This is a genomic window from uncultured Paraglaciecola sp. (assembly GCF_943787955.1).
Lineage (GTDB): Bacteria > Pseudomonadota > Gammaproteobacteria > Enterobacterales > Alteromonadaceae > Paraglaciecola.
Genome location: NZ_CALSOK010000021.1, coordinates 62,266 through 83,270 on the forward strand (window position 1 = coordinate 62,266; position 21,005 = coordinate 83,270).

General features: G+C 40.6%; 16 protein-coding genes, 2 tRNA genes and 2 pseudogenes. 6 read left to right on the forward strand and 14 right to left on the reverse strand.

Annotated features, from left to right (window positions below):
* Nucleotides 1–9 precede the first annotated feature (9 nt).
* The 10 genes from Q0Y52_RS17735 to Q0Y52_RS17780 form a co-directional block, all read right to left on the reverse strand.
* Complete coding sequence (locus Q0Y52_RS17735) at nt 10–204, reverse strand: YwbE family protein (protein WP_297823861.1); 195 nt, start codon at nt 202–204, stop codon at nt 10–12.
* A 9-nt stretch (nt 205–213) separates the two neighbouring features.
* Complete coding sequence (gene nth, locus Q0Y52_RS17740; RefSeq protein ID WP_297823862.1) at nt 214–849, reverse strand: endonuclease III; 636 nt, start codon at nt 847–849, stop codon at nt 214–216.
* 65 nt (nt 850–914) lie between these two features.
* Nucleotides 915–1,613 carry an electron transport complex subunit E gene (locus tag Q0Y52_RS17745; protein ID WP_297823864.1) on the reverse strand — a complete coding sequence of 233 codons (699 nt, stop codon included), beginning with the start codon at nt 1,611–1,613 and terminating at the stop codon, nt 915–917.
* Nucleotides 1,606–2,310 (reverse strand): electron transport complex subunit RsxG, encoded by a 705-nt coding sequence (gene rsxG, locus Q0Y52_RS17750; protein ID WP_297823865.1) that lies wholly within the window; start codon nt 2,308–2,310, stop codon nt 1,606–1,608. The genes Q0Y52_RS17745 and rsxG overlap by 8 nt, the downstream gene beginning before the upstream one ends.
* Nucleotides 2,307–3,401, reverse strand: coding sequence for an electron transport complex subunit RsxD (gene rsxD / locus Q0Y52_RS17755; protein WP_297823866.1), 1,095 nt, complete (start codon nt 3,399–3,401; stop codon nt 2,307–2,309). Before rsxD ends, rsxG begins: the two co-directional genes overlap by 4 nt.
* Nucleotides 3,398–5,590, reverse strand: coding sequence for an electron transport complex subunit RsxC (gene rsxC / locus Q0Y52_RS17760; RefSeq protein ID WP_297823867.1), 2,193 nt, complete (start codon nt 5,588–5,590; stop codon nt 3,398–3,400). The genes rsxD and rsxC overlap by 4 nt, the downstream gene beginning before the upstream one ends.
* 9 nt (nt 5,591–5,599) lie before the next feature.
* Nucleotides 5,600–6,166, reverse strand: a complete 567-nt coding sequence (rsxB, locus tag Q0Y52_RS17765; protein ID WP_297823868.1) for an electron transport complex subunit RsxB — start codon at nt 6,164–6,166, stop codon at nt 5,600–5,602.
* The gene (gene rsxA, locus Q0Y52_RS17770; RefSeq protein WP_297823869.1) at nt 6,166–6,747 is read right to left on the reverse strand and encodes an electron transport complex subunit RsxA; all 582 of its coding nucleotides are present in this window, start codon (nt 6,745–6,747) and stop codon (nt 6,166–6,168) included. Before rsxA ends, rsxB begins: the two co-directional genes overlap by 1 nt.
* A 164-nt stretch (nt 6,748–6,911) precedes the next feature.
* Nucleotides 6,912–6,988: transfer RNA gene (locus tag Q0Y52_RS17775), tRNA-Asn, on the reverse strand.
* 56 nt (nt 6,989–7,044) lie between these two features.
* Nucleotides 7,045–7,121, reverse strand: a tRNA-Asn gene (locus Q0Y52_RS17780).
* 1,049 nt (nt 7,122–8,170) lie between these two features.
* On the opposite strand from Q0Y52_RS17780, the pseudogene Q0Y52_RS17785 reads away from it, so the two are divergent.
* The 3 genes and pseudogenes from Q0Y52_RS17785 (at nt 8,171) to Q0Y52_RS17795 (ending at nt 12,752) form a co-directional block, all read left to right on the forward strand.
* Nucleotides 8,171–9,462 (forward strand): annotated as a pseudogene (locus tag Q0Y52_RS17785) (MATE family efflux transporter).
* Between the two features lie 5 nt (nt 9,463–9,467).
* A pseudogene (gene uvrB, locus Q0Y52_RS17790) lies at nt 9,468–11,478 on the forward strand (excinuclease ABC subunit UvrB).
* A 353-nt stretch (nt 11,479–11,831) separates the two neighbouring features.
* Nucleotides 11,832–12,752, forward strand: coding sequence for a LysR family transcriptional regulator (locus Q0Y52_RS17795; protein WP_297823871.1), 921 nt, complete (start codon nt 11,832–11,834; stop codon nt 12,750–12,752).
* 199 nt (nt 12,753–12,951) lie between these two features.
* Here Q0Y52_RS17795 and queC read toward each other — a convergent pair whose 3' ends face one another.
* Nucleotides 12,952–13,620: a 7-cyano-7-deazaguanine synthase QueC gene (gene queC / locus Q0Y52_RS17800; protein ID WP_297823872.1), complete on the reverse strand. Its 669-nt coding sequence runs from the start codon at nt 13,618–13,620 to the stop codon at nt 12,952–12,954.
* Nucleotides 13,621–13,717: 97 nt separating this feature from the next.
* On the opposite strand from queC, the gene queE reads away from it, so the two are divergent.
* Complete coding sequence (gene queE / locus Q0Y52_RS17805; protein ID WP_297823873.1) at nt 13,718–14,392, forward strand: 7-carboxy-7-deazaguanine synthase QueE; 675 nt, start codon at nt 13,718–13,720, stop codon at nt 14,390–14,392.
* Between the two features lie 231 nt (nt 14,393–14,623).
* Nucleotides 14,624–15,499, forward strand: coding sequence for an amino acid ABC transporter substrate-binding protein (locus tag Q0Y52_RS17810; protein ID WP_297823874.1), 876 nt, complete (start codon nt 14,624–14,626; stop codon nt 15,497–15,499).
* 63 nt (nt 15,500–15,562) lie between these two features.
* On the opposite strand, the gene asnB is transcribed toward Q0Y52_RS17810, so the two are convergent.
* Both asnB and Q0Y52_RS17820 read right to left on the reverse strand, forming a co-directional pair.
* A complete protein-coding gene (asnB, locus tag Q0Y52_RS17815; protein ID WP_297823875.1) occupies nt 15,563–17,230 on the reverse strand; it encodes an asparagine synthase B in 1,668 nt (555 codons plus the stop codon).
* 400 nt (nt 17,231–17,630) lie between these two features.
* Nucleotides 17,631–19,238 carry a M28 family metallopeptidase gene (locus Q0Y52_RS17820; protein WP_297823912.1) on the reverse strand — a complete coding sequence of 536 codons (1,608 nt, stop codon included), beginning with the start codon at nt 19,236–19,238 and terminating at the stop codon, nt 17,631–17,633.
* A gap of 115 nt (nt 19,239–19,353) precedes the next feature.
* Between Q0Y52_RS17820 and Q0Y52_RS17825 the strand changes: the two genes are divergently transcribed.
* Nucleotides 19,354–20,196 carry a DUF3025 domain-containing protein gene (locus Q0Y52_RS17825; protein ID WP_297823876.1) on the forward strand — a complete coding sequence of 281 codons (843 nt, stop codon included), beginning with the start codon at nt 19,354–19,356 and terminating at the stop codon, nt 20,194–20,196.
* Here Q0Y52_RS17825 and Q0Y52_RS17830 read toward each other — a convergent pair.
* Nucleotides 20,179–20,886: a YIP1 family protein gene (locus Q0Y52_RS17830; protein ID WP_297823877.1), complete on the reverse strand. Its 708-nt coding sequence runs from the start codon at nt 20,884–20,886 to the stop codon at nt 20,179–20,181. The two genes, Q0Y52_RS17825 and Q0Y52_RS17830, sit on opposite strands and share 18 nt — an antisense overlap.
* Between the last annotated feature and the right edge of the window lie 119 nt (nt 20,887–21,005).

The following is a 21,005-nucleotide window of genomic DNA, read 5'->3' on the forward strand; positions in this document are numbered from 1 at the left end:
CATGGGTTTTTACTGATGAACTTGTTTAACTCTGCCCACTTCACCGCTGTCTAATCTCACTTTAATGCCATGTGGGTGATTGGGCGAGTTGGTGAGGATTTTTTCGACCACACCCTCAGTTAAATCACCTGTTCTTTGGTCTTGTTTAAGCACGATAGAAACTTGTGCACCTATCTTTATATTGGCTCGCTTTGTGCCTTCCATTGTTATTTCCTAGTCTTCAGTCTTATCTTTAAATCCACATAAATCTTCAATTAAACATGAACCGCAGCGAGGTTTACGTGCAATACATGTGTACCTGCCATGTAAAATCAACCAGTGATGCACGTCGACCTTAAATTCGGCAGGTATCACTTTCAACAATTTTTGCTCAACTAAATCAACGTTTTTGCCCATAGCTAATTTAGTTCTGTTCGATACTCTAAAAATATGCGTGTCTACAGCTATGGTAGGCCAGCCAAAAGCAGTATTTAATACTACATTAGCTGTTTTTCGGCCCACGCCTGGTAAGGCTTCTAGTGCCTCTCTATCTTGTGGTACCACTGACTCATGAAGATTAATTAACATGCCACAGGTTTTAATCACGTTCTCAGCCTTGGCATTAAACAAACCAATGGTCTTGATGTAGGTTTTTAAGCCATCTACACCTAGGGCATAAATAGCCTCTGGGGTATTCGCTACTGGGTACAACTTATCGGTTGCTTTATTAACACTTACATCGGTTGCTTGTGCAGATAAAATGACCGCAATTAGCAGCTCAAATGGGCTAGAAAAATTAAGCTCTGTTTCAGGATGCGGGTTAGCTTCGCGCCAGCGAGTCAACATTTCTAAACGTTTGAGTTTATTCATTTGATATCGTTTTACACTCTAATAAATATTGTATCGCAGGGTGAGCAGATATGTATCTTGTAGCTTCAGCTCTCTGTGGTAACGCGTGCCCGCTGGACCACTTTTTCTTCAGTCTTGGCAGCAAACAATTTTTCCATATGACTATCTAATATATTTTTAAGGGCGATTAACAGGCCCATACATAAAAAAGCACCAGGGGGTAAAATAGCTAATAAAAACGGACTATTAGTTTCAAATACCGTGATTTTTAAGACAGTAGCCCAATCACCTAACAATAAATTGGCACCATCAAACAAGGTGCCATAACCTAATAATTCGCGCATCGCGCCTAATAATACTAATACCACAGTAAAACCTAGTCCCATCATTAACCCGTCGAAAGCTGATTTCCCCACCGTATTTTTAGATGCATAGGCTTCAGCCCGTCCAATAATGGCGCAATTCGTGACTATCAGTGGGATAAAAATACCCAAGGCTTGATAGAGTGTAAAAGTGTAGGCATTCATCAATAGCTGCACTATGGTGACAAATGCAGCGATGATCATCACAAAAATTGGGATCCGAATTTCGCTTGGTACCCAATTGCGGATTATCGACACTGTTGTATTTGATCCGATCAATACTAGAGTGGTGGCAAGACCTAAACCTAAACCATTGGTGACTGTGGCTGTTACTGCGAGCAAAGGGCATAAACCTAATAGCTGTACCAAGGCAGGATTGTTTTTCCAAAGTCCTTGCCAGCTTAACTCTTTAAACTCATTCATCACTTTCGTTCTCATTCTTAGCAACTGCGTCTTCAGAAACGGCATTTACTGCGCACTCGTTAACCGCATTAAAAATTGCGGCTTGATTCGCTGAGTAATAATCGATACTTAACTTAACTGCACTGACCACTGCCCTAGGGGTAATAGTGGCACCTGTAAACTGATCAAACTGCCCTCCGTCTTTTTTGACTGCCCAATTGGTGGCTATTTCTTCACTATAAGTTTGATTGTTGAAGTCCAGCACCCAATTACTAATCCGCAAATCAACTTTGTCACCCAAGCCTGGGGTCTCTTTGTGTTCCAGTACTCTGACACCTGTTACTGTGGCTGAACCTGCTTGAGAACTGGTGATGCCCACCACTAATTGGATCTTTCCACTATAACCATCTGGCGCTGTAGTTTCGATAGCCGCCGCAACAGCTCGCCCTTGTTTAGTTGCTCGATAAATATGCTGTGGCTGATTTGAACCTAACAATTCAGCTGAAGTCACCAACGCGCAGTCTAACTGGATGATATTGTCGTAACTATTTTCATCAATAACCGCATTAAGAATGGATAAGAGTTTTTGTTGCTGCTGTAAAGCAATCTGATTTTTAGTACCAAAGAAGGTAACCGCAATGAGTCCCGTTGTGATTATCGCGAAAACCGCTAATATCAAGCCATTTTTGGTCATAGTATGTTGCATGCTTTTTGTCATGACTGAGCCTTGTCTTTGGGTGCTCGCTTGTTTGATGTATGACCATATGTGCGTGGACGTGTATAATAATCAATCAAAGGCACCGCCATATTCATTATTAATACTGCAAAAGCAACAGCGTCAGGATACCCCCCCCATTCTCTTATGATGTAAACCCATACCCCAATAGCTGCGCCAAAAATTATTCGACCTTTATTCGTGGTCGATGCAGATACCGGATCGGTTGCAATAAAAAAGGCGCCGATAATGATACTTCCGTTAAACAGATGGAACAGGCTGGATGGGTATAAATCACTGTCTACCATCGACATTATTAACGAGCAGATAAACAACCCTGTCATCATACTAACGGGTATATGCCAATTAATGACTTTTTGTTTGAGTAAATATAGGCCGCCGAGAAGATAACCCAAGCTTATCCAGCTTGATGCCACACTTAATCCAGAAATGACACTATCAAAAATGGGTAATTCAATTGTTTCTGAATAGGTAAGTCCTTGAGCCATTGCTGTTTTGACAGTGTCCAGCCCTGTGGCCATAGTCACACCATCGATGCCAGTTTGGAGTTGTGCAAGGCTAAAACCCTCCACACTGAAATCAGTAAAAACTGCGTACAGTGCATCCATGAAGTTATGGCTATATTGTGCCAGATTGACAGGTGGTAGCCATTGAGTCATTTGCACAGGAAAAGATACCAACAACATGACATAAGCCGCCATCGCAGGGTTGAACACATTAAAACCTAAACCTCCATATAATTGTTTAACCACACCAATGGCGAAAAATGTGCCAATCACAATCACCCACCAAGGGGCAAAAGGTGGAATGCTCACTGCCAATAATATCGCGGCTAAAACCGCACTATAATCTTTTAATGCTCGCTCAAAATCGCGTTTACGCAACTCTAAAATGACAGCTTCGGTGACAATTGCCGTTATGACTGCAAGTACAACCTGGATGATCGTGCCCCAACCAAAGAACCAGGTTTGCATTAATATACCCGGTACCATAGCGAGAATGACTAAGCGCATCACTTGACCGGTATCACGTCGAATATGCTGATGCGGCGAGCTGGCTAACCTAAATCTCATGAGGACTTATCTACTTTGCTGGTCTTTTCTTTTTCATCTGCTTTTTTGGCCTTGGCTTTAGCCAATGCCGCCGTAATTTTGCGCTTTTTCATATCTATTTGTTGTTCTTGTGTTTTAGCTAGTTCAACTGAAATGTTTATTTGGGGGCTATTCATATTGGCTGCTGGCGCTGGATTTGGCAAGTCTTGACGGCTTGCGTTTTTTTGAGCTTCATGTTTTGCTTTCGCTACGGCAGCATTTATTTTGAGTTGTTTACTGTCAGTTATTACCTGCTTTTGAGGTTGCGGGGAATCATCAGCTGTGTGGAGGCTATGATTGACATCAGCTTGTTCCTTCATCTTGGCGTCGCTAGCTTGTTTTGATGCAAATTTAACATCATTGCCTTGATGCTTTATTTCAGGCTTATTTCCTATTATTTGACCAGCGTTGATTTTATTATTTTGCTCAGTTTGGGTGATGGTTACTTCAGCCGCCGTTTTTTTTGCTTTTGCTCTAGTGATGGCAGCTTGAACCCTTTGATTTGAACTGGCTGCTTTTGCAGATGTAGTAGATTCATCAGTTTTCACTTCTTGCACTGTTCTATTGGCAAGGGGAGCTTCTGCAGGGGCTATTGGCTTTTCATTCACTATTATGGCGTTTTGTTTTTTTGCTTTTGCTCTAGCTAATGCTGCTGCAATCTTGTCTTTAGCTGTATTACCATTACTTGCCATAGCTTGTTTTCTGGCCTGAGCCGCCAAGCGATGTTTTTCGTCTCTTGCCTGTTGTTCAGCAATTAACCTCGCTTCGCGCTTTTCAAAGCGATCTCTTGCCTTATCTGACTTTTGTTTATCTTCTTGCTCTACCCTTATTTCTGATTTTGCAATGCGATAATAATGAACTAAAGGTATTTCACTGGGGCAAACGTATGCACAAGCACCACATTCAATACAATCAAATAAATTATAATCTTGCGCTTTGTCTAATTCTTTGGCTTTTGAATGCCAAAATAATTGTTGTGGCAACAGGCTAGCAGGGCAAACATCTGCGCATGCACTGCAGCGAATACAAGGCTGTTCGTTATTACCTGCGATTTCATTATCAGTCGGTGCCAAGATACAGTTGGTGGTTTTTACCACTGGCACCAAATCGCTTGTCACACTGAAGCCCATCATTGGGCCACCCATTATAATGTTTGGCCGGTTTTGACCTGTTTGCTCATACTTGCAATGTGCCAACAGGTCAGAAACAGGGGTACCAATCAGTGCCCACATATTGCCAGGGGTTTTTATTGCTTCACCCGTGACAGTCACTACTCTTTCGATGAGTGGTTTGCCTGAAAAAATCGCATCTGCTATGGCAAAACAAGTCCCCACATTATGCATGATTACACCCACATCGACTGGTAATCCCTGCGCAGGTACTTCTCTGTTGGTCAACACTTGGATCAGTTGCTTCTCGCCGCCAGCAGGATACTTAGTCGGTATAATGCAAACACGATAATTGGTGTTTTCTCGACATGCTACTTGTAACGCTTCGATGGCTTCAGGTTTGTTGTGTTCAATACCAATTAATACGTGTTTTGGCTTGAGTAAATGGCACAAAATATCGATCCCTTGGCGAATTTGCCAAGCATGCTCGCGCATTAAACGGTCATCAGAGGTGATGTAAGGCTCGCATTCAATTCCGTTGATAATCAAAAAGTCTATATCTTTTTTAGGTGCTGACTTAATATGAGTAGGAAAACCAGCACCGCCCATACCACTAATACCGGCTTCACAAATAGTTGTCAACACTTGCATTTTTGGTTGATGTCGATAATCAATCAGGGGGAACAGTTTAGTCCACCTGTCTTCTTGGTCACTGCTTATTTCAATCGTCAATTCTGGAAAACCAGAAGGGTGGGCTGACACATGTTTATGGATGGCTGCTATCTCGCCCGATGTGGGTGCATGAATGGGTACCGCAAATGGGTTCATACTTTTGGTCAACGCTTGACCTTTGAGTACCTTTTGACCGACATCAACAATTATTTGGCCCTCTACTCCTATATGCTGTTTAACGGTCACGTAAAGGCGTGCAGGGATGGCTAATTTACCTATTGGTGTTTGATTGGACAGTGTTTTACGTTCAGCAGGAAACACGCCTCCGGGGAAGTCCCACAATTCGTGGTTGTCAAGTTTCTCCATAATGTCTTCAAAGCTATTTTGCATAATTCCTGTCTAGCCTATTTGCTTTATAGGTATGGCATCGATATCCCAGCGCCAGGATGAGGTACCATTTGCCACCGGTAACATATCAATGCAATCAACAGGGCAGGGATCAACACATAGATCACACCCAGTACATTCGTCTACGATAACAGTGTGCATTTGTTTTGCAGCGCCTAAAATGGCATCAACAGGACATGCTTGAATACACTTTGTACAACCGATACATTCGTCTTCACGGATATAGGCAATTTTTTTTATATCTTCTTGACCGTGTGCCGCATCTAAAGATTTAGGCTCTACACCCATGAGGTCAGCCAATTTTTTTATGGTAATGTCGCCACCTGGTGGGCATTTATTTATTTCGTCACCATTAGCTATTGACTCAGCATATGGCTTACAGCCTGGGTATCCGCATTGGCCGCATTGGGTTTGAGGCAGAATTTGATCGATTTGTTCGACTAAAGGATCGCTTTCAACTTTGAATTTTACAGAAGCAAATCCAAGTACCACTCCAAAAACGAGTGCCAACAGACCTATGGCTAATAAGGCAGTTAAAATAGCAAATGTGAGTGACATTAAAATTTAACCAAGCCAGTAAAGCCCATAAAGGCTAAAGACATCAATCCAGCAGTGATCATACCTATAGAAGCTCCTTTAAAAGGTTTAGGTACGTCTGCAACGGCTAAACGTTCACGCATGGCGGAAAATAAAATCAGTACTAAAGAAAAACCAACAGCGGCACCAAAGCCATAGATAACAGATTCGATAAAATTATGTTCTTGATTAATATTTAATAGTGCAACCCCTAGGACAGCACAATTGGTGGTGATGAGCGGCAAAAAGATACCTAATAGGCGGTATAAGGTTGGGCTAGTTTTGTGTACTACCATTTCTGTGAACTGCACTACAACGGCTATCACTAGTATAAAACTCAGCGTACGCAAATAGCCGATACCCAGCGGCAGTAATATATAATGTTCAACTAAATAGCTGGAAAGCGAGGCAAGCGTTAGCACAAAGGTAGTGGCCATAGACATGCCAATAGCTGTTTCTAATTTCCCTGACACTCCCATAAATGGGCACAAGCCTAAAAATTGAACCAACACGAAGTTGTTCACCAGCACGGTACCAATTAATAATAATAAGAATTCGGTCATGTAAAGTAGATATTAGCCAGGAGTTATTAATGCGACGTTATTATCTTTATTTAAGTGACCATTAACAACTTGATATTCGAAAGTTTATTAATTTTAAGTGTTTTTTATTAAAATAAGGGTCGATAACTGGGATTAATAAGTGGGGAAATGTATAAGTCTTGAATTGGCTCCCCCTCCCCGACTCGAACAGGGGACCTGCGGATTAACAGTCCGTCGCTCTAACCAGCTGAGCTAAGGGGGAATTCAATTTCTGGCTAGATATCATTTTTTAAGTAATATGTAGCTGTAAGTATTATTTGGCTCCCCCTCCCCGACTCGAACAGGGGACCTGCGGATTAACAGTCCGTCGCTCTAACCAGCTGAGCTAAGGGGGAACATTATACTTACGTTAAAACGTTACTTAGTTTTAAACTAGGTGCCTTTTCAACGGGGCGGAATATTAATGAGCATACCGCTCGCTGTCAACACTCAAAGTGAGGTTTTTAACTATATTTTTATAAACTTTTACTCAATTTGTGCGTATTAACCACATATCTAAACAAACTCATTTTTATTGCTTCAAATTTGTTCGATTTTGGTTTGCCAATATGATGATCCAATAAAGGCTATTTTTTTTCTTCTTTATAGCTAATTGTTATTAACAATTTATTGATAACTGTACATAACGCCAGTGTTTGAGGAATGTGTAACATTCGTCAGTCACGCTAAGGTTAGTGGTCACCAACTGAAATAAAACCACACAGTGGTGTCAATGTACGCCAAATAAAGGGCGAGGGCAGTTATCCACGAAACTTGTGGATAACCTTGTGGATTAAATTGTTTGAAATTATCAAATGCTTATCAAATAAATGTCAAGAGTTGAAGTGAGTATTATTAATGATATTTAATAATTTTATTTAAAACAATAGGTTATGATTTTTTTGAGTTTGTCCCACGAATAAAAATATTACTCTAAATTATGTTGTGTTTCGCTTGTGTGTTGTTTTTAAAGAAAAAAATAAAAATAGCGTTTTTTTTATTTTTTGAATCGATTTTTTTTTAAACAATGTCATTTTCTTACAGTGATGCAATGTAAGAAAACTTTAAATGTCACAAAAAAGACAATCAAGTGTATTTAAAAAGGTACGTCTGTAAATGATGAATATTGTAACAATTTCATAACATTAATGATAATAAATATAATAAAATTCAAGGAGGAATCGCGTATTATTAGTATCTTGAATACCTTACCAAGACTCCATTACGGATAACTGAAATTTTAAGGTATAAATCTGTGACATGTGATTATGAGCTAGGTGAACTATTTACCATCAACATTTTCAATTAAGAGAGAGTAATATTGACCTTCAACACTAAAACATCACTCCCCACAGATTTGTTAAATACCGATATTACTTTAACGCTGCGTAAAATGACTCTGCCTATGATAGTAGGTATGATTGTACTTATGACATTTGGTTTGGTGGATACCTTTTTTATTGGCATGTTAGGTACTCAACAACTTGCTGCTATCAGTTTTACTTTTCCGGTTACCTTTACGGTTATTAGTCTTAATATTGGGCTGGGTATTGGTACTTCAGCAATTATTGCTAAGTTGCTTGGCGCAGGTCAACACAGCCAAGCAAAGGAGACAGCGACGGGCGCATTGATGCTAACCATGTTGCTAGCCATTGTTTTAGCTATTATCGGCGTTATGACAATGCAACCTATCTTTCGTCTGATGGGGGCTGATGAGCAGCAATTAGTCTTTATTAAAGAATATATGTTCGTGTGGTATGCCGCGGGTGTATTTCTGGCAATGCCTATGGTCGGTAATAGTGTGTTGCGTGCTTCAGGTGATACTAAAACACCTAGTTATGTGATGGCCTTCGTTGGGCTTATCAATGCGATACTAGATCCGATACTTATATTTGGCTGGGGCCCAGTGCCAGCGCTTGGCATTCAAGGAGCGGCTATCGCTACGCTGATAGCCTGGGCAGTTGGGTTGTTTTATATATTGTATATATTGGCTGTAAAGCGAAAGTTGATTGAACCTAAATTACTTAGCTGGCAACAGTTAAAGCGCAGTGCAGGTAGTATTTTAAAGATTGGATTACCTGCTGCTGGAGCAAATATGTTAACCCCCATTTCTGCTGGTATAGTCACAGCAATCGTTGCAGATTATGGACCAGAAGCTGTTGCTGCCTGGGGCGTCGGTGGTCGCTTAGAATCTATTGCTAGTATAGTGGTATTGTCTTTGTCGATGTCATTGCCACCCTTCATTAGTCAAAATTTTGGGGCGAATAAGTTAGAGCGAGTCATGCAGGCATATAGTTTATGTGTGAAGTTTGTGATTGTATGGCAACTGTTTATTTTGCTGTTTTGGCATTACTCTCAGGTGTCATTGCCAATATATTTACCGATGAGCAAAAAGTTGCCTCCACCATAATCATGTTTCTAGTGATTGTGCCCTTAGGATATGGATTGCAAGGGGTGACGATCCTGACCAACTCATCCTTTAATGCCATGCATATGCCTATGTCAGCGCTATCATTAAATTTTATGCGTTTATTTGTGTTTTTTGTGCCTTTTTCTATTTTAGGCAGTTATTGGTTTAATTTATCCGGACTTTTTTGGGCAGGAGCATTCGCTAACCTTACGGTTGGCTGTATTGCTTTTATTTGGTGTAAGACCATCCTTGCCTCTCGATTTGAACAAAGTGTATTGAGTAAATAAGATTTATGAGTAGAAGATTTGAATTATCCTCCAGTTATTCGCCTGGTGGCGACCAGCCCCGTGCGATTAAAGGGTTAGTAGACGGTTTAGATGATGGTCTAGCACGACAAATATTGTTAGGTGTCACGGGTTCTGGAAAAACATTCACTATGGCCAATGTGATTGAGAAAGTGCAGCGGCCAACGCTGATATTGGCACATAATAAAACGTTAGCTGCACAGCTTTACGGTGAAATGAAAGAGTTTTTCCCCAATAATGCGGTGGAGTATTTCGTCTCTTATTACGATTATTATCAACCAGAGGCTTATGTGCCCTCCAGCGACACATTTATTGAGAAAGATGCATCGATAAACGCACACATAGAACAAATGCGCTTATCAGCCACCAAGTCCCTGATGGAAAGACGCGACGTTATTATTGTTTCCAGTGTGTCGGCCATTTATGGTTTTGGGCGATCCTGAATCTTACATGAAAATGTTGGTGCATTTTCGTCAAGGCGATATCATGAATCAGCGTGATATTTTACGTCGTTTGGTTGAAATTCAATATTCCCGTAATGATGTCGCATTTGACCGCGGTACTTTTAGAGTGCGTGGTGATGTGATTGACATATTCCCTGCTGACTCAGAACGACATGGCATAAGAGTGGAATTGTTTGATGAGGAAGTTGAACGCATCAGCATTTTCGACCCGCTTACTGGTGCAGTTGAGAAAACAGTGACACGCGCCACGGTTTTCCCAAAAACCCATTACGTCACCCCTAGAGAAAAAATTATTGATGCGATTGAACATATCAAAGTCGAGCTCAAAGAAAGGCGCGAACAGCTAAAGTCCGTTAGCAAGTTAGTGGAAGAGCAGCGCGTTTCCCAGCGCTGTCAATTTGATATGGAAATGATGCAGGAGTTGGGTTATTGCTCAGGCATTGAAAACTATTCTCGCTACTTATCAGGACGCGCCCCGGGTGATCCACCTCCCACCCTGATTGATTATTTCCCATCAGATGGCTTAATGTTTATTGATGAGTCCCATGTGACTGTTTCACAAATCGGTGCGATGTATAAAGGTGACAGATCTCGTAAGGAAACCTTAGTCGAATATGGGTTCAGGTTACCTTCTGCATTAGATAATAGACCTCTAAAGTTTGAGGAGTTTGAACAAATTAGTCCACAAACTATTTATGTATCTGCCACACCTGGTAAATTTGAACTGGCGATTGCACCAGACGATATAGTTGAGCAACTAGTACGTCCTACAGGTTTGCTTGACCCAGAAATTGAAATACGCCCCGTAGGCACACAAGTTGATGACTTGCTCTCTGAAATCCATAAGTGTGTGTCAGTTAATGAAAGGGTGCTAGTCACCACGTTAACTAAACGTATGTCTGAAGACTTAAGTGATTATCTTGATGAGCACGGCGTAAAAGCCCGTTATTTGCATTCAGATATAGATACAGTCGAGCGTATTGAAATTATACGTGATTTGCGTATTGGTAAGTTTGATGTGTTAGTGGGGATCAATCTACTGCGAGAGGGACTTGATATGCCTGAAGTATCGTTAGTGGCTATTCTTGATGCAGATAAAGAAGGTTTTTTGCGTTCTGATAAATCCTTAATTCAAACTATGGGGCGGGCAGCAAGGCATATCAACGGCCGAGCAATATTATATGCTGATAGGATCACCGGCTCGATGCAGCGAGCTATTGAAGAAACTGATAGACGTCGTGACATACAGCGGGCCTACAATCTTAAGCATGGCATTATTCCCACGCAGATGAATAAACCCATCACCGACATCATGGATGTGGGAGACGGCAGTTCTGATGGTAAAGTGAAACTCAGGTTAGTTGCTGAGTCGAGTAAAAAATATAATTCACTTAGCACACCACAACTTTTGCAAAAAATTACTGAACTGGAAAAAGTTATGTTTAAAGCTGCGAAGGATTTGGACTTTGAAAAGGCTGCGAATTTTCGTGATGATATTGAAGCCTATCGAGCTCAAATAGTGAAAAATTCCTAATAAATCCAAAGCGATTCAAACTACACGGTACCAGCACAAATGTCTGACATAAAAAAGTCTTAGTGTGCTGCTTTGGTTAACTATTAGGCAATGAATAGAATAGGCAAAAGACTATCTGCAGCACAGTAAAAGAGGAATAAAATAAGATAAGCAGTAAAATAACAATATTATGCTTGAGCATTGTATTGGTTCACATTGTGAATCTAGCCACCTGTTGTCCTAAGTGGTTCAATATCTTTTCTATCACTAAAATCGTTTTTTAGCTTTTTTGTTTAGTTACCATTGAAATCCGGCTAAGCCTTTCCTATTATAATACTTTAGTATTAAGAAATATACCTATAAGTGGTGTTGCAATGTTAAATCGTCTTCAAGAATCTGATATCAAATTATTGCGTGTATTTTACGCTGTTGCCTCTTGTAATGGCTTTACTGCTGCGGAGCCTGTACTGAGGATGCAACGACCGAATATTAGTGCTGCCATTAAAAAGCTCGAAGAACGATTAGATTTAGTATTATGTCATCGTGGTCGGGGTGGTTTTCAAATGACCAAAGAGGGCGAGGTGGTGTTTCAGGAAACCAAGCGTATATTCAATTCTTTCGATAACTTTGTGTTTAACCTAAAGAGTTTGCACGATGATTATTCCGGTAACATCACCTTAGTGATGATGGCGGGTTTACCTCTTTCATATCACTTGGCGGTCAGTAAATCCGTTAAAAGTACCATGAAAAAGTTCACTGATATTCACGTGAATATTCAAACCCGATTGTATAACGAAGTTGAGCATGTTGCTTTATCTGGCGAATGTAATTTGGTGTTATCGACTTATGATATGGTTAAACCTGAGTCAGTCACTTTTCACCCAGTTGAAGTTTCGTGTAAAGGAAGACTTTATTGCTCACCTTCCCATGCTCTAGCAAAATATCGTGATGGTTTACCTGATAACGTTAAGATTGGAGACTATCCAGCAATTGGTATCTCTGGCTTGTCCTCTGCCAATTACATTTCTAACGATTCACGTATGGCTATTCAAACTTTTTCTGACTCCTTTGATGCTTGCCTAGCTGCGATTATGACGGGTGAATATGTGGGGCTATTACCTGATTACATACTCACAAACCAAGGCGCAGGGTTAGGACTATTGCCAGTCGGCAAAAATTTATTTGAATTCAAGCACGAATTATTTGTGATGAATGGTAAAAATACCCGGTTAAATCCTGTGTTAAGACATTTAATTAAGGAAATTACTTACTTTATTCAGCAGGTTGATAAGTAGAATTTAGCTAAGGGATTCAAAATTGATTTTAAAAGCCGCTTTGTGCGGCTTTTTTATGTGGATTTACAATGTGTAATTTTATCTAGTGAGGAATGCTTTACGTTCTGAGAAACCCTCTATCGATAGGTTTCTTGTACGAAATTCCTTGTATTTGACTTGCTTTTTTACAAATAGCATCAACATGTCAGTAAAAAAACACTCAAGGGCAACACCCTTCATACGCTAAAGGATCAGTCACCCCATTTTCAGTAAATGCTTCTAATCTTTCCTGACACGCTCCGCATTTACCACAAGCTTTTTCACGGCCGTTATAACAAGTCCAGGTTAGGTTGTAATCCAAGCCCATTTCTAAGCCTGCTGTTAAAATAGCCGTTTTACTGACAGCCAAATAAGGTGTGACAATTTCGACTGCTTCATAGTTGGCTATGGCACATACGTCATTCATTTTGTGGACGAATTCTGGGCGACAGTCTGGGTATATTGCATGGTCACCTGAGTGAGCGCCGTAGTAAACTTTTTTGGCATCGATTGAAACGGCATAACCTACTGCCATAGATAATAAAATCATATTACGGTTAGGCACCACGGTGCTTTTCATGCTGCCTTCTTCGTAGTGACCTTCTGCCACGTCAATATCTGATGTGAGTGATGAACCACCAATCAGTTGGTTGATGGCTGTAATATCGACTGTTTTGTGCTGAACATTTAACGTTTTGCAGGCACGTGCTGCATAATCCAGTTCTTTATTGTGTCTTTGCCCATAGTCAAAAGATAAGGCAAATACCTCTAAGCCCTGCTTAACTGCTAGGTTTAGGACGGTAAATGAGTCCATCCCTCCGGAAAAAATTACCACTACCTTTTGTGACATGGGCGTTGCTTCTTTATAATCAATTAATTAATACGATTTTAAGTGATTTGACGGTAAATTCCCACAACAGGAATGCGTTAAACAAAAAGGAAAGTGATTGAGTTCATATAAAATTAATGAAGTGTTTGAATCTTTGCAAGGAGAGGGCAGTTATACGGGCTTGCCATCGATTTTTGTTCGCTTGCAAGGTTGTCCAGTCGGTTGTCCATGGTGTGATACTAAACATACTTGGGTGGTGTCGCCTGAGTTACAAACTACAAGCGATAAGGTGATGTCCGAAAAGTCTGAGTCAGATAGTTGGTTTGAACAAACTTCTGAACAGTTATTAGGCCTTTTTAATCTTTACGGCTATGTGGCTAAACATATTGTGATCACGGGCGGCGAACCTTGTTTGTATGATTTGACTGACATCACCAGCAGCTTAATAGTAAAAGGTTATTCGGTGCAAATTGAAACTAGCGGTACATATGAAATCATTGCCCACCCCGACACGTGGGTGACTGTTTCACCCAAAGTTAATATGCCGGGAGGCAGGGCTGTATTAAGCAGTGCAATGCGCCGAGCAAATGAAATTAAGCATCCGATAGCCATGCAAAAACATATCGAAGAGCTAGACGAGGTGTTAACACTATTAGGTGACCAAGCTGTACCCAACATTTATTTACAGCCCATTAGCCAACAAAAACGTGCAACTGACCTTGCAATTAAAACCTGCATAGCGCGTAATTGGCGTTTGTCATTGCAAACTCATAAATTTATTGGGATCGAATAGCGGTTTTAAGCACAGAATATGTGTACTTGCTTATTACGCTATTTATGCACGTTTATTCAGGATGCTTTTTGGATATTTATGCAAACGCATTTTTGACGAACAAGAGTAATTATGTTTTGGTGGATAACGTCAGATTCCTGCAAAATTCTTGATAAACTACTTAAGATGATTGTGGCAGTTGTTGTTGACGAAAATAAACTTAAATATATTTTTTCCTTTGCTGAGTGACTTATGAATATAATAATTGCTGTGTTTATCCTACTTTTTAGTGTTAATGCTAAAAGTGCATCATGGCAAATAACTTTTCCTAGTTCGCTGGAAACTGCGTCAACAATTGATGAGTATCCAATAAAACTGTTGGCATTGGCTTTGGATCAAACGGGGGTGAGTTATCAACTGATACCCTCGGACAATTTTTTGTCTAAAGGCAAGGCCATAGATAGGCTGCAAGACAACAGAGAAATAAACATTGTTTGGGGTATGACCAATGTTCAGCGTGAAAAAGATTTACTGCCAATACGCATTCCAATATTTAAAGGGTTGATTGGATGGCGTCTATTTTTAATTCGACAAGATATGGCTGAACGTTTTACCTATATTCAGCAATTCGAGCATTTAGTTAAACTTTCACCATTACAGGGGCGAGAATGGCCAGACACAAAAATATTACAATCAAATGGTTTCGATGTAATCACCGAGCGCAATCAAACCTCTCTTATGAAAATGCTCGGTAGGGCACAAGGCGATTTTTTCCCTCGTTCCATTATTGAAGTTTGGGAAGAGTTGGAAAGAAGTAAAGTAGCAAATGAAATACAGATCCAAATCCAGCCCTCTCTAGGGATACGCTATCCCGCGGCTATTTACTTTTTTGTGAATAAAAAAAGTGTGCCATTGGCAAATCTGATTGAAACAGGACTTGAGAAAGCCATTGAAAATGGAACGTATGAAGCATTATTTGTAGAAAGTTATAAAACTTATATTGAAAAAGCACAGATTGAAAATAGAACGTTTTACCCGTTAGAAAATGCCTTTCTACCAGAAGAGACTCCCTTAGACAGAAAGGAATTATGGTTTGACGGTAAGATTAACCATCCGATTAAACCATAAAAAAACCAGAGCGGTTACTCTGGTTTTATCTTCTTAATATATATAGATTCGGTGACTTATCACTTAGCCTTTACCGTGAACTGAACTCATTGCACGACCTGAAGGGTCCGCATTGGCTTTGAAGCTAGCATCCCACTCTAAGGCCTCTACTGTACTACAAGCGATAGATTTGCCACTCGGGACACATTTGGCGGCGCTTTCCTGCGGGAAGTAACCTTCAAAAATGCTGCGATAAAAGTAACCTTCTTTTGTATCAGGTGTGTTCACGGGGAAACGAAATTCTGCCGAAGCCATTTGCGGATCAGTGACTTGAGTTTTGATATACTCTTTAAGTGAATCAATCCATGAATAACCGACACCGTCACTGAACTGCTCTTTTTGACGCCACAATATTTCAGCAGGTAAATACTCGTTATTATCGAAAGCTTTTCGCAATACCCATTTTTCCATTTTCCCATCAAGGCACATTTTGTCTTGTGGGTTTAAGCGCATGGCCACGTCCATAAATTCTTTATCTAAGAAAGGCACTCGCCCCTCAACACCCCAAGCCGAAGTGGATTTATTGGCACGGGCGCAATCGAACATGTGCAAGCGGTTAAGTTTACGCAGGGTTTCTTCATGAAATTCTTTAGCATTAGGTGCTTTGTGGAAATACAGATACCCACCAAAAATTTCATCAGCACCTTCACCAGACAAGACCATTTTTATGCCCATAGCCTTTATTTTACGACTAAGCAAATACATGGGAGTAGAGGCACGAATTGTGGTGGTGTCGTAAGTTTCTATGTGATAAATGACGTCACGTAAGGCATCGATACCTTCTTGCACAGTAAAGTGCACTTCGTGATGCACCGTACCTATCATCTTAGCCACTTTTTGTGCTGCAATCAGGTCGGGTGCACCTTCTAAACCAACAGCAAAAGAATGTAAACGTGGCCACCAAGCATCAGTTTGATCACCATCTTCAACCCGTTTAGCCACGTATTTAGCTGCTACCGCAGAGACCAAAGAAGAGTCAAGCCCGCCTGATAAAAGCACACCATAAGGCACATCAGACATTAAGTGTGACTTAACTGCTTTTTCAAAAGCTACTTTTAGATCTTCAAGGTTGGTTTCGTTGTCTTTGACATTCTCATAGTCCATCCAATCACGTTGATAGTAATTGGTTAATTGGCCTGTTTTACTCCACATGTAATGACCAGGAGGAAATTCTTGAATGGTTTTGCACACAGGAGCCAACGCTTTCATTTCTGAAGCAACATATAAATTGCCGTGTTCATCATAACCAGTATACAAAGGAATAATGCCCATATGATCACGCGCAATCAAGTACGCGTCTTGCTCTGCATCGTAGAGAATAAAGGCAAACATACCTTCCAATTCGTCGATAAACTCAATACCTTTTTGCTGGTACAAAGGCAGAATGATTTCGCAGTCAGACTTGGTTCTGAAGTCATAAGGTGTATCTAGCGCAGTTTCCAAGGCCTTATGGTTGTAAATTTCGCCATTTACGGCTAACACTTGATAATTATCGCGGCTTATTAGCGGTTGAGCGCCTGTGTCAACGTCGACTATCGCCAAACGTTCGTGACATAAAATAGCATTGTCATTATTCCAAATACCTGACCAGTCAGGACCGCGATGACGGAGTAATTTGGAAAGTTCTAACGCTTGCGTTCTAAGTTCTGCTGCATCGCTTTTGATACCCAGAATACCGAAAATACCACACATAAAAATGTTTCTCTTGAGTTACTTGGTGTTAATAAGGGGCTTGGTATTGCTATTGTGACAAGCCGGAAAAAGCGAAATCTGTTGATATTTTTAGATATGTTTTCGCGTATTTGAATTTGCCAGTCTGAGCGAAAAAAGCAAGGATAAACTGTGATTTTCTTACACTAGAAAGGAATTAGTAAGAACAATGCTTGTTTTAGAAGGTGTGGGTGTGGATATTTGTATTCGATAGGTTGTAGCGATACCGCTGGTATTCTTTGTTGGGCGAGTCTGACATTGGGGGTCGTCATTGAATGTTTTATGCCCAGCGGGCACTGACATCCTGCGCAGCGTCGGCAAGGGCATGGTTTTAGCTTAAAAGAGGCTTACGCTGCAAAAGCGTAAGCCTGAACCCTACATCCTACTTCCGCTGAAACTCACTCGTTGCTTTCCACTTTGGCCAATCATCCGATGATACTAAGTCATACCCGACTTCAAACAATAATTGTGCATCCTGCTGGATACCTGATAAGTCCCAGTTTTCGCGAAATTTATCACAAACCTGATGATAACAACCTGTGACAATCACATTAGTACGTTTGCGATATTGTGCTGTGGCTTCATCAATAGGTTCTTCACCACCTTTAGCATACAGTGCTGGTACTCCTTGCTTAGCAAAACTGAAATGATCAGAACGATAGTAATAGCCTGCTTCTGGACGACCTTCTTGAACCAAATAACGGTCTTGGCGTTTGGCCGCTTTTTCAAGATACGCTTCTAGTTCAGACTTGCCCATGCCAATAACAGCGACATCTTTGGTTTTGCCCAAGACACTCATGGCATCCATATTGATATTGGCGACGGTTTTATCTAAAGGGATAATGGGATGTTCTGAATAATACTTTGAGCCTAACAAGCCTTGTTCTTCTGCTGTGACGATTAAAAAGGTGGTGGAACGCTTAGGCTTGATCGTTAACTCAGAATAAGCTTTGGCCATGACTAGAGCCGCTGCTGTGCCTGTCGCATTATCATGAGCACCGTTGTAGATTTGGTCACCGTCTTTGCTTTCATCTTTACCTAAGTGATCCCAATGGGCGGTAAATATTAGGTGTTCGTCAGGTTTTTCAGAACCGGGCAATGTCGTAATTACGTTATAACTGATAGATTTTTTGAAACTATTGTTAATGGTTACTGAGGCGTCTACTCCCAAACTTTTGTTGTATGGGGCGGCTATGGCTTTGGACTTTTCTTCAGCAAAATCAAGCCCAGCATCAGCAAATACCTTTTGTGCGGCTTCAACAGTTAACCAACCTTCAACCGCTACACGATCGGCATTACCATTTTTGCTTACAAGGCCATATTGTGGTCCACTCCAACTATTCGCCACTACAGACCAACCATAAGAGGCGGGCTTAGTTTCATGCACTATAATGGCAGCTTCTGCGCCTTGACGACTGGCCTCTTCATACTTATAGGTCCAGCGGCCATAGTAGGTCATGGTTTTACCCTGAAATTTATCACCTGTTGGATTTTCAAAACCAGGATCGTTGACTAAAATAACCACGGTTTTGCCTTTTACATCTAAGCCTTGATAGTCATTCCAGTCGTACTCTGGTGCGTTGACACCGTAACCCACAAACACTAATTCCGAGTTTTTTAGTGCTACTTTTGCTTGTTCTCGACTGGTAGAGGCCATCATGCCTTCTTTATAGGCAAAATTATTTTCGCCTATCGTCATGGTCATATCCGAGTCGGCAGTTATCTCAATGAGTTCAACCGGTTGCAAGTAACTGTCACCGTTACCTGGTTGGTAACCCATTTGTTTGAATTCTTTAACCAAATAATCCAATGTTTTTTGCTCACCAACTGTGGTGGGTAAGCGTCCTTCAAATTCATCCGAAGCTAAGGTTTTGATATGTTTTTTTAAATCATCGGTGTTAATGCCTTGATAAACATCGATAAAGTTATCTGCAACCGGTAAAGGAACTTTGGCTTGTTTGTCTTGGCAGGCTGATAGAGCCAGGATCATTGGCGAAAAAAGTATGAGGAGCTTGTGGCAAAATTTCATATAGTTGCTCTTGTAGTGAGTAAGGTTAAAGATTATAAGTGTCTCTTTTTACATTAAATCAATATCAAGGGCAATTGTGACAGATTGGCAACAGGACTTTATTAAGCAACTACCGATGTTGCCCATGCAGCAGCTTGAAAACTTTTTTGGCTTATCGCGTTTGACTGATTGGCCCAATGCCCAAGGACTAAATGCCTTAATGAAGCTCAAGGGAGAAAGCCATATTCCTCGTTTTATTTGTCAAAACCATCTAACAACATCTTCTCATTATTATGAACAAATCATCCACCAACAACATATTATTCCGACCCGCCCAAACAGCTGGCACGATTTATTTAATGGTTTGATTTGGCTGCAATTTCCACAAACAAAGCGATTGTTAAATCAACAGCATGTTGAAGATATTGAGCAACATGGGTTATCACCAAGAACCCTTAGAAGAAATAACTTAACCCATTTTGATGAGTGCGGGGTGATTGTCACTTATCAGCGTACAGAGGTTTTTTCCCAACTAATAGAAAATTTAAAGCAGCATCAATGGCATGCTGTGTTTGTTGAAAATAGGCATCATTGGGGTAACGAGATTAATAGTTTTATGTTTGGTCATGCCAATCTTGAAATGTTGCTACAACCCTTTATGGGGTTGACTGGAAAATGCTTGGTAATAGAAGTTGATAGTCGATTTTCAACTTTACCCTATCAAAAACAGGTGGCTGAACTTGATACACGCTTAGTCAGCCATATTAAGAAAACCGACTTATTCTCGACATCAAAGCCATTTAACCCAATACCATTATTGGGTATCCCTGATGTATGGGATGCCAACAACGACCCTGAATTTTATGAGAATACTGATTATTTCAGACCTAGGCCTTCGCCAAAGTCATCATCAAAATCAGCATCAAAGAATAATAAATAAAGCCCAGATTGCCCAAATTAATACGTAGGGAGCGATTGCTATTATATAGGTCTTCTTTACTGGGAGTTGGGTCCATTGACTTAATCCTACTGCAGTCAAGTACATCACCCAGACAGACTCTAAGCGGATAGCCTGCATCAAAGACGCCCATGACGAGTTCATTTCGACAGAAAAAATAAATGCAAATGAAGTGGGAGCCATGCTAACAGGTGATAGTTGATTATCCTGGGCCACTAACACCACCAATATACCCAATAGGCTAGAGACAATGACAGGGATGCTTACCCACCAACTAAAGCCATACCAGTCGGTATAACCTTGCACACACTCTTCATCTGCTTTGGTAACAATATTTAAATAAAGCGCCATTATCGCATTACTGACAAGCAGCATAAATACAGAGCCAAACACACCTGTCCACAAGGATTGTGATTTATCTGCCATCATGTTTCGAAATACATTTTGCTCAGCGGGGCTTAAATCTCCCGCCATAGCTTGAACCATTAATTCGGTATACCAAGAAAAATCCACAAAATTAAAATACATGTAAATAGGTAATGCACCGATAATTGCAATACAGATAAAGGGTATCCAAGACCAATTGTGTGTTTCATTTATAGTGGCAAATACCTGATTAGGCTTAACAAAAATATCCTTCATGGCCTCAAATGGATTACTGACCAGTTGCATACAAATCCTCCTATTAAATTATGTTATAGCAATATGTGCCCAAAATTAGTTGCAGTAGTCTGAACGAATTTAATATTGTTACATATTTTTTTTCTAGATCGCATGTAATAAACTAAAAA